General features: G+C 63.8%; 11 protein-coding genes. 6 read left to right on the top strand and 5 right to left on the bottom strand.

Going from position 1 to position 8,741, the window contains the following annotated elements:
* Nucleotides 1–506 (bottom strand): hypothetical protein (locus VMW12_13845; GenBank protein ID HUZ50806.1); only part of this gene is annotated, 506 nt, incomplete at its 3' end.
* An 84-nt stretch (nt 507–590) separates the two neighbouring features.
* On the opposite strand from VMW12_13845, the gene VMW12_13840 reads away from it, so the two are divergent.
* Nucleotides 591–1,598 carry an alcohol dehydrogenase catalytic domain-containing protein gene (locus tag VMW12_13840; protein HUZ50805.1) on the top strand — a complete coding sequence of 336 codons (1,008 nt, stop codon included), beginning with the start codon at nt 591–593 and terminating at the stop codon, nt 1,596–1,598.
* Between the two features lie 4 nt (nt 1,599–1,602).
* Nucleotides 1,603–2,835, top strand: a complete 1,233-nt coding sequence (locus VMW12_13835) for an MFS transporter (protein HUZ50804.1) — start codon at nt 1,603–1,605, stop codon at nt 2,833–2,835.
* 2 nt (nt 2,836–2,837) lie between these two features.
* Here the strand turns inward: VMW12_13835 and VMW12_13830 are convergent, their stop codons facing one another.
* On the bottom strand, nt 2,838–3,392 hold the full coding sequence (locus VMW12_13830) for an acetate uptake transporter (protein HUZ50803.1): 555 nt from the start codon (nt 3,390–3,392) through the stop codon (nt 2,838–2,840).
* Nucleotides 3,393–3,467: 75 nt separating this feature from the next.
* Nucleotides 3,468–4,547: an AI-2E family transporter gene (locus tag VMW12_13825; protein ID HUZ50802.1), complete on the bottom strand. Its 1,080-nt coding sequence runs from the start codon at nt 4,545–4,547 to the stop codon at nt 3,468–3,470.
* A gap of 84 nt (nt 4,548–4,631) precedes the next feature.
* Here VMW12_13825 and VMW12_13820 point away from each other — a divergent pair, with 84 nt between their 5' ends.
* Nucleotides 4,632–5,294: a hypothetical protein gene (locus VMW12_13820; protein ID HUZ50801.1), complete on the top strand. Its 663-nt coding sequence runs from the start codon at nt 4,632–4,634 to the stop codon at nt 5,292–5,294.
* 2 nt (nt 5,295–5,296) lie between these two features.
* On the opposite strand, the gene VMW12_13815 is transcribed toward VMW12_13820, so the two are convergent.
* On the bottom strand, nt 5,297–6,094 hold the full coding sequence (locus VMW12_13815) for a methyltransferase domain-containing protein (GenBank protein HUZ50800.1): 798 nt from the start codon (nt 6,092–6,094) through the stop codon (nt 5,297–5,299).
* A 98-nt stretch (nt 6,095–6,192) separates the two neighbouring features.
* On the opposite strand from VMW12_13815, the gene VMW12_13810 reads away from it, so the two are divergent.
* The 3 genes from VMW12_13810 to VMW12_13800 are packed head-to-tail and all read left to right on the top strand — an operon-like array spanning nt 6,193 to nt 7,928.
* Nucleotides 6,193–6,705, top strand: a complete 513-nt coding sequence (locus VMW12_13810) for a hypothetical protein (GenBank protein HUZ50799.1) — start codon at nt 6,193–6,195, stop codon at nt 6,703–6,705.
* A gap of 42 nt (nt 6,706–6,747) precedes the next feature.
* A complete protein-coding gene (msrB, locus tag VMW12_13805) occupies nt 6,748–7,158 on the top strand; it encodes a peptide-methionine (R)-S-oxide reductase MsrB (protein ID HUZ50798.1) in 411 nt (136 codons plus the stop codon).
* 5 nt (nt 7,159–7,163) lie between these two features.
* Complete coding sequence (locus VMW12_13800) at nt 7,164–7,928, top strand: alpha/beta hydrolase (GenBank protein HUZ50797.1); 765 nt, start codon at nt 7,164–7,166, stop codon at nt 7,926–7,928.
* Here VMW12_13800 and VMW12_13795 read toward each other — a convergent pair.
* Nucleotides 7,925–8,485 carry a hypothetical protein gene (locus VMW12_13795; protein ID HUZ50796.1) on the bottom strand — a complete coding sequence of 187 codons (561 nt, stop codon included), beginning with the start codon at nt 8,483–8,485 and terminating at the stop codon, nt 7,925–7,927. The two genes, VMW12_13800 and VMW12_13795, sit on opposite strands and share 4 nt — an antisense overlap.
* Between the last annotated feature and the right edge of the window lie 256 nt (nt 8,486–8,741).

The following is an 8,741-nucleotide window of genomic DNA, read 5'->3' as shown; positions in this document are numbered from 1 at the left end:
GGATTATCGCCGACGGTTTGGTCGAAGACCGTGTAATGCTGCGCGGTTTCGCGGAAGGTTTCCGGATCGACCGGCAGCGGAAGCGTGAAAGACCCGGCCTGGACGTACACCGGAATGCGGGCACTCCATGGATCGAGCCGATCGTTCACCCACGCGTCGCGCAACAAACCGTGCATGCCGCCGTCAACGGCATATTGCTCGACGAAGTAACTCGCGCGCGTGCCGATCGCCCCGGCCGTGAAGACTTCGATCTCGTCGACGATGGCCTTGGGCAGCCCCTGCCCGCCCTCGCCGCTGCCCTGACGCATGCTGGAAGCTACTAGGTTCACTTTGACCGCGATCGGCGTGGCCGGCCCGGGCGCAACCCCCGGGATACGATCGCCCGAGGCCAAAAAGTGGGCGCCGAAGTCGTTGAGGTGCGGAACGACCGTATGACACTTTTCGCACGTCACGCCGTACTGATGCGCAAAGAGCGCGATGCCCAAGATCATTTCAATTAGGTTCACCGACCTACAGTATTAGGTTTACCTAATACTGTCAATATCCGATGCAACCGCCTCGTGCTCGGATCGATCATGCGGAGCATGAATATGCGTAGTTTTCGGGTTTCGTCGCCCACGGCCGGGCAGGTTGAATTAGCAGAGGTTCCGGTGCCCTCGCCGGGCGCGGGAGCGGTTCGCGTGAAGATTGAGGCATGTGGGATCTGCCACAGCGATGCGCTCACCGTGCATAACGTGTGGCCGGGCATCGAGTTTCCGCGCGTGCCGGGCCACGAAATCGCCGGGACGATCGATGCGGTTGGCGGCGGCGTCGTCGGCTGGAATGTCGGCGACCGGGTCGGCGTCGGCTGGCACGGTGGCCACTGCGGGCATTGCGACCGCTGCCGCCGCGGCGATTTTCTCACGTGCAGGGAGTTGCAGGTTCCGGGTATCCGCTACGACGGCGGCTACGCCGAGTACACGATCGTTCCGGCGGTCGCTCTGGCCCGTATTCCCGATGGGCTTACGGCCGCGGAAGCGGCTCCGTTGATGTGCGCGGGCGTCACTACCTTTAACGCATTACGCAATAGCGGTGCGCGGGCGGGCGACCTCGTGGCTATTCTCGGCATCGGTGGGCTCGGGCACCTCGGCGTGCAATACGCAGCGAAGATGGGTTTTCACACGGTTGCGATTGCGCGCGGTGCATCGAAACGCGCGCTCGCGCTCGAACTCGGAGCGCACGCATACATCGATAGCGCCGCTTCGAATATCGGCGCGGAGTTGCAAAAGCTCGGCGGCGCGACGCTCGTTTTGGCCACTGCAACCTCGGCGAAGGCAATGGAGCCGGCGATGAACGGCTTGACGATCGACGGCCAACTGCTGATCGTCGGCGCGTCGATGGAGCCGATGGCTTTGCAGACCGTGCAGATGATCGGTGGCCGCCACTCGGTGAAGGCGTGGCCGTCGGGGACGTGCGTCGATTCCGAGGACACGATGCGCTTTAGCGTCCTCACGGGCGTTCGCGCGAAGATCGAAACGATGCCGCTCGATCGCGCGCCCGAAGCGTATGCGCGCATGATGAGCGGAGATGCTCGCTTCCGCGTCGTGCTCACCACCTAACCGATTGCAGACCAACCTCGCGCCGCTCTTTGCGGGACGACTGCTGCGGAGCCTTTCGCAAGGCTACCTGGCAATCGTCGTGCCGCTCTATCTGCTCGCGCTCGGGTACTCCGCTTCTGCGGTTGGACTCTTGCTGGCGATCGGCGCGGGATCGAGCGCCGTACTCACGCTCGGTGTGGGATCGCTCGCCGATCGTATCGGACGTAAGCCCGTGCTGGTGCTCTTCGGAGCGCTGACGGCGGGCGCCGGCGTCGTCTTCGCGTTGCAGGCGAATTACGTCGCGCTGGTTACTGCCGCAGCGCTCGGCACGATCGGCCAGGGTGGCGGCGTCGGGAGCGGCGGCGCGTTCGGGCCGTATTTCGTGGCCGAACAGGCGCTTACCGCGGAGCTTGCGGGCGACGCGCGGCGCACGCATGTGTTTGCGCGTCTCTCGCTCGTCGGCACGTTCGGAAGCATTGCCGGCGCGGGCATCGCAATAGCGCCGCATCTACTGCGAAGCTTTGGATACAGCGGAGCGTCATCGTACGCGCCGTTGTTTTGGTTGACCGCGATCCTCGGGCTCGCGCTGGCGCTCGTCGTGTTGCCGATTCGCGAAGCGAAGGTGCAACGCGCGCGCGGCGCGCGCCCGCAGCCGATCGCGAAGACCACGTGGCCGCTGATTCGGCGTTTCATGGTGACGAACGCCACCAACGGCCTTGCCATCGGGTTTCTCGGCCCGATTCTCGTGTTGTGGTTTCACGAGCGTTATGGGGTTGGAGCCGCGCCGATCGCGCAACTCTACGTTGCGATCAACGTGCTCTCGATCGCATCCTATCTGGGCGTAACGCGTATCGTGCGGTTCTTGGGCGGCGCCGTGAAGACGGTGGTTGCGCTGCGGGTGCTTTCGTGCGCGCTCTTGGCGCTGATCCCGCTCGCACCGACGTTCGCGATCGCGGGGATCATCTACGCGGCGCGCATGATGCTCAACATCGCGACGCTACCCGTGCGTCAATCGTATGCGATGGGTATCGTTCCGGCCGACGAACGCTCGCGCGTCTCGGCGCTTTCGAACTTTCCCGGCCGCGTAGCGGCCATGGGCGGCCCGGCAACGGCCGGCGTGCTGATCGAGCACGCGTGGATCGGCCTGCCACTCGAACTTGCGGCCGCGCTTCAGCTCCTCAATGCGGGATTGTACTGGATCTTCTTTCGTGAGATCCTGCCGCCCGAAGAGGAGCTGGAAGCGCTACCCGCGCTGTAGGGTTAGCCGCGCGTCGATGCGATGACGCCGAGTGCCGAGGCATACCATGCGGCGATGGCGGTTGCCAAGCCGAGGTAGCCACCGACCATGCTCAGGGTAGGATTCGACATGAACGCTCCGGCCGCTAGGACGAAGAACGTGATCGTCAGTATGACGAACACGGTGAGTACCGGCTTGCTCAGGCGTAGCGCGGCAATCGTCATGTACGCGGTGAAGATTCCCCACGCAAGCAAGAAGAATCCGATCGCGCTCGGCGCGGCCTCGGGCGGGATCTTCGCTGCGAAGTAGGTGATCAACAGGAAGAATGATATCCAGAAGGCGCCGTACGAGGAAAACGCGGTCGCGCCGAACGTGTTGTTGCGTTTGAATTCCCACATTCCGGCGCACAGCTGCGTGACGCCGCCGTAGGCGAACGCAAGGCCGAGAACGGCCGCGTCGCCGCCTTTGGGGATGAGCCCGGCGTTGGCCGCCGAGAGCACGAAGGTGGTGAGTGCGAAAGCTGCCAGCCCTAGCGGTGCAGGGTCAGCAACGGATGCATTTGTGGAAGTCACAGCCACGATGTTTACCCTCCTAGAGAACGTGCAATAAATGCTTGCTTGGCTACCAAGAGGCAGAATCCGTTTACATGCTCTTTACTGTTGCGTGGGGATCAGATTCACGATGAGCACCCGGATGAGCCCGGCCACCGGAACGGCCAGGAGCAGACCCGGGATCCCCATCAGTTCGCCGCCCGCGAGCAACGCGAGCAACACGAAGAGCGGGCTTAGCCCGACGCTCTCGCTGACGATGAACGGCGAGATTAGATGCCCTTCGATTTGATTGATGGCGACAAAACCGATGACGACGAACAGCGCGTTCTGCCACCCGTTGCTGAACAGCGCAATCGCTACCGCGGGAATCGCTCCCGCAATCGCCCCGACATACGGCATGATCTCGAACAGGCCCGCCATCAATCCGATCAGCACGGCGTATTGCACGTGCAGAATTAAGAGCAGAATCGTCACGAGAACGCCTACGATGGCCGCGACGATCAGTTGCCCGCGTACGAAGCCGCCTAGGACCGTATCGAAATCCTTGACGATTTTAGCCACCAGCGGGCGGCGCGCGCGCGGCACCATTGCTAGAATCGATGCGTGAACGCGCTCCGCGTCCAGCAGCAGATAGGCCGCAAAAATCGGCACGATCACGAACAGCACGACGATCGATGCGGCGGAGAGGACGAAGGCGAAAACGTGCGTGGTGGTCGCACCGCCGTAGCGCTCGATCAGCAGCGTCATTTCGCTCGGCAGATTCGCCAAATAGGCGGTGGCCTGTGGTGGAAGGCGTGCGACGATCGGATTATTCGGGTCGGCGAGCGTCATGCGCGCGTTCTCTATCAGCCGCGGCGCATCGTGCGTGAGTTGCTGAACGTTCTGCGTGGCAAGCGGGACGACGACGGCGATAATGCCGAACAGGACGCAGCCGAATGCGAAATAGACCGCGAGCAACGAGGCCCACATCGGGAGCCTCCGCCGCAGGCTTCGTACGGCCGGATAAATGAGGTAGCAGAAGAAGACCGCAGCGAGCACGATCGTCGTGACCGTTCGGACCCGCCCCAGAAATTCCAGAATCTGCACGAGTGCGAATACCGCGAGCAGCACGATCGCAACGATGTGAAATGCGTAGGCGGCTTGGGCATTGCGGCGCGTGCGGGCTTCGCTATCGTCTTTCATCGTTTCGTTAAGATTCGCCCGACATCGCGCCGGGCCCCCAGCGCCCCCAAGAGTTTCGGGCCTGCTCCGCGAACGAGGGGCGCGATGGACGGCAGCGTCGTTCTAGAGGTCGCCCCAGGCGCTTCACAACCGCAGGTGCTTGCAGCACTGCGGGAGTTCGGTGCGATCTCACGCGTCGCCGAGGCGGCTTGGGAGTTTTCGTGGATGCCGGTCCCGAGTACGAACGTCGCGCGCCTCTCGATCGTGCATCTGATCGGCCGGCGCCGCTTCCGGTGGTCGGTTGACGGCCTCGATCTCATCGTCGGGTCGCTCTTGGCCAATGTTGCCAATCTCGCGCGCATCGCCGCGATCTGCGAACGATTGGTCCGCGCGGGCGTCGTGGGACGATTCGTATGCTTACCGCCCGAAGACGCAGACGACGCGTTTTCCACGGAGTCGCTTCAAGGCTCGGCCGCATATCTCGCAGCACCGGGAGCTGCGAGCGACATCGAGACGATCGTCCTTGGCCTAACGGCGTTCCCAACCGCGAGCATCGCGCGCCTAGCCGGGACCGGCACGCCGGGCGAGCGCGAATTGTTCGCGCGCCTCGCGGGTTACGTCAACGTCGTGCAACATCACCGCGAGGAGAGCGCGCAGTCGGCGGCGGCCTTAGCCGCGAGCTTCGGCAGCGCGGAGGGCGACGAAATTAACGAGCGTTTGATCGGTGCGATCGAGGCCCTGCGCAATCGTTCGCGCGAGAGCGCATAGCATCATCGGCGCGCCATGGTAAAGAAGGCCGTCACCGCGCACGTGAATTCGCCCGCCGCTTCGGCTTGCAGCAGGGAGAGTAACCACTCATGCGCGTCGTCCACCTCAACCGCCGCGGCTTCCAGCGCGTAATCGATGCCGGCGTTGAGGAACTGCGAGAAGGCCGTCGTGAGGTTCGGCATCGCGGCCAGCGCATGGGTCGAAATTTGCGTGAATCCGGCCCTGCGCAGCCATCGGCGATGCTCGCTCCCTGCGCTGCCGCTAGCCAGGCGCTCCGCATAGGCATGAGCGATACGGCGCGTGATTTCGGGTCGTCCTCCGGCTACGGTGAGGGTCTCCCAATCCTGGTCGATCAGCAGCACCGAGCCTCCCGCTTTACTCACGCGGTATAACTCACAGGCGGCCGCAGCCGGATCGTGTAGATGTTGAAAGACGCGTTCCGCGCGGCACGCGTCGAACGAGCCGTCTTCGAAGGCGAGACTCGCTACCGCACCTTGCTCGAAACGCACGTTGGGCGGCCCTCCGCGGCGGCGTGCCTCCTCGATCATCGCTTTACTGGGGTCGATTCCGGCCACACTCCCGCCGGGGCCCACGAGTGCCGCGATAGCACGAACGTCGTCGCCCGTGCCGCAACCCGCGTCGAGCACGCGCATATTCGGGCCGATGCCTTGCGCCCGATAGCTCTCGCGCTTATCCTGCGAAGCTAGGTCCGTGGCGAGATCGAGGTAGGCGATGAGGGCACGGGTATCGTGCGCGTCGACATCGGAGAATTCGCCTCCACGCACCAGCGGTCGGTCCATGGCCGCAGCTATGCCTGGGGGCGGGGCCGGGTTCCTGCGATGCGTTGGTGAAGGCTCCTCTGTCGCCGTCCGCTCAGCGGCGCGGCAAGGAGTACAGAATGAAACGCATCTATCCGATCATCGGCCGAGTACTGCTCCTGGCGGTACTGGCGGCATTGCCGGTACAGGCGCTCGCGGCCAGACCCCATCCGATCAAGGTCTTGACGTGTAACCCTTCGCGCGGCAGCGCTTTTGCGCCGGGATACGTGCCTGCGTACTATCCGGTCGGTCCCTACTATTGGGCCGACGTCTATGGGCAGCGCTACTATCAGGTGCCGCTGCACAGCAACCCCAGCCTCGGCATCGATTACGTTAACCAAACGCAGATCGTAATCAAGGAGATCGAATTTGGGCTGGTTGCCAAGGGTAGTCTCGTTGCCGAGGTGCGGGATGTCGGGACGTTCTCGCCGGGGGTCGAAATCCGGCATGAGTTCGGCATCAGCCCGAACGTTTTTCCGCTCGGGACGGGCCTCGCGCAGTGCGTCCCTCTACGCATCAGATTCGAGGACGGGACCACGTGGGAGAATCCGCATCTTCCGGCTTTGCGGCGCAGCATCTACCGCCGCCCGTAAGAGCGCGCATCCTGCCCACCTTTCGGGGCGTTCTAGGAGATAATGGAAAATCAAGATCGCCCCAGCGTCGTTAAAAGTGAAGCGGAGTGGCTAGCTGAGCTTGGCCCGCAGCGCTATGCCATTCTGCGTGAGGCCGGGACCGAGCGCCCGTTCACGGGTTCGTTGCTGCTGGTCGACGACGACGGAACCTACGTGTGCGGTGCGTGCGCCGCGCCGCTCTTTACCGCCGATTCGAAGTTCGAGTCGCACTGCGGGTGGCCGAGCTTTACGCACCCGGAAGAACAGCGGAACGTGCGCTTGATCGAAGACCGCAGCCACGGCATGGTGCGCACCGAGGTGCGTTGCGCGCGCTGCGATTCGCACCTCGGCCACGTCTTCGACGACGGCCCAGGGCCCTTGGGCTCGCGGTACTGCATTAATTCGCTCTCGCTCGATTTCACTCCGAAAGCCTAGGCCGCGTGTTCGTCGAGGCCGCCGGGCGACGGGTGGACGCGCAATGGATCGCTCCGCGCATAGATGGCGCGCCGACGTTGGTTTTTTTGCATGAAGGGCTCGGCTCGATCGGGCTCTGGCGCGATTTTCCGCAGGCCATCGCGGACCGCACCGGCTTCGGCGCGCTGGTCTATTCGCGTTACGGCAATGGGCGGTCGCAGAGCTTATCGGCCCCGCGCGACGTGCGGTACATGCATGACGAAGCCTCGATCGCGCTGCCCGAACTTCTCGACCGTTTCGAGATCGAGCGCGCGTTATTGGTCGGCCACAGCGACGGCGCGTCGATCGCGCTTATCTACGCAGCCGAACACCCCCGGCGCGTCTCGGCGGTGGTCGTCGAGGCACCGCACGTATTCGTCGAAGAGCTCTCCGTCCGCAGCATCGCGGAGATCGGCGAGCGGTATCGAAACGGCGATCTGCGCGAACGCATGGCCCGCCACCACGACGATGTCGACGCAACGTTTTTCGGCTGGAACGACATTTGGCTGCATCCCGATTTCCTCGCCTGGAACATCGAGCCAGTTCTAACGCGCATCGAGGCTCCCGTCTTGTGCATCCAGGGCGCGCAAGACGAATACGGAACGCTCGCGCAGGTCGAGGCGATCGCCCGCGACGTAAAGGGCCCCGTAGACCGGGTCATTCTCGATCGATGCGGGCACTCTCCGCATCGCGAGCGCGAGCGCGACACCACCGCGATCCTCGCCGGCTGGGCAACGGCGTCCGTGAGCTAGTAGCTGGGGTGCCGCTGGCAGCGCTCGACCGAGGGATCGTCACTAGGGAATATTGTGAACACGCTCCCGCGTTGTACTTCGATGTTTTTCCCGTTGTGGAAGTAGTTGAAGATTCCGACGGCGGCACCGACGCCCGGAACTGGAATAGCGCCCAGGAGCCCGGGAGCATCGCCGCTTTTTCCGGTACGGTCCAGGGCGTTCGTGTGGTGATTGAGGACGACACCGAGGTGGGTGCCGTCCGGAAGGACGAGGTATCGCGGCTCCAAGACTAGGGATCCGGCTCGGCCTCCGCGGCCGGCCGGCGATGCGACCGCCACGATGCCATAGCCCATCGTTCTGGCCGGGATGACGACGCGAGCCCCCGCGGTCACGGCATTGACGGTTTGGAATCGGAAGAAATCGCCTGGGCGCGCTTGCGCGGAATTGACGGTGTCCACCATTTCGACCGCTACGACCGCGCATGGATCGAGCGCGGACGCGGCGGATGCCGCGATCGGGAACGTGCCCAATGCAAACAGTAACGCCGATAAGGCCATGGAAGCGAAGCGAACATGCATCCACGCGCGCCTTGGCAACCGGCCCGCGCCTTCCCTTTCGGGCGGGGGTTCCGCATACCGCGAAGAAGGCACGCCTTTTGGAACGTCTGCTAGGAGGGCGGATGAGCGATTCAACTGCGCCTGACGCCTCGGTGCTAGCGCCGAATCTTTCCCTTGCCCTCGAGCGCATCACGGACGGTTTCTTCGCACTCGACGCCAACTGGCATATCGCCTACATGAACGCCGAGGCGCGAAAATTGCTCGACGCGCCGGGCGA

The sequence above is a fragment of the Candidatus Dormiibacterota bacterium genome (assembly GCA_035532835.1).
Classification (GTDB): Bacteria; Vulcanimicrobiota; Vulcanimicrobiia; order Vulcanimicrobiales; family Vulcanimicrobiaceae; genus DAHUXY01.
Note: the sequence above shows the minus strand (reverse complement) of the source record. Positions and strands in the feature narration are given on the sequence as shown.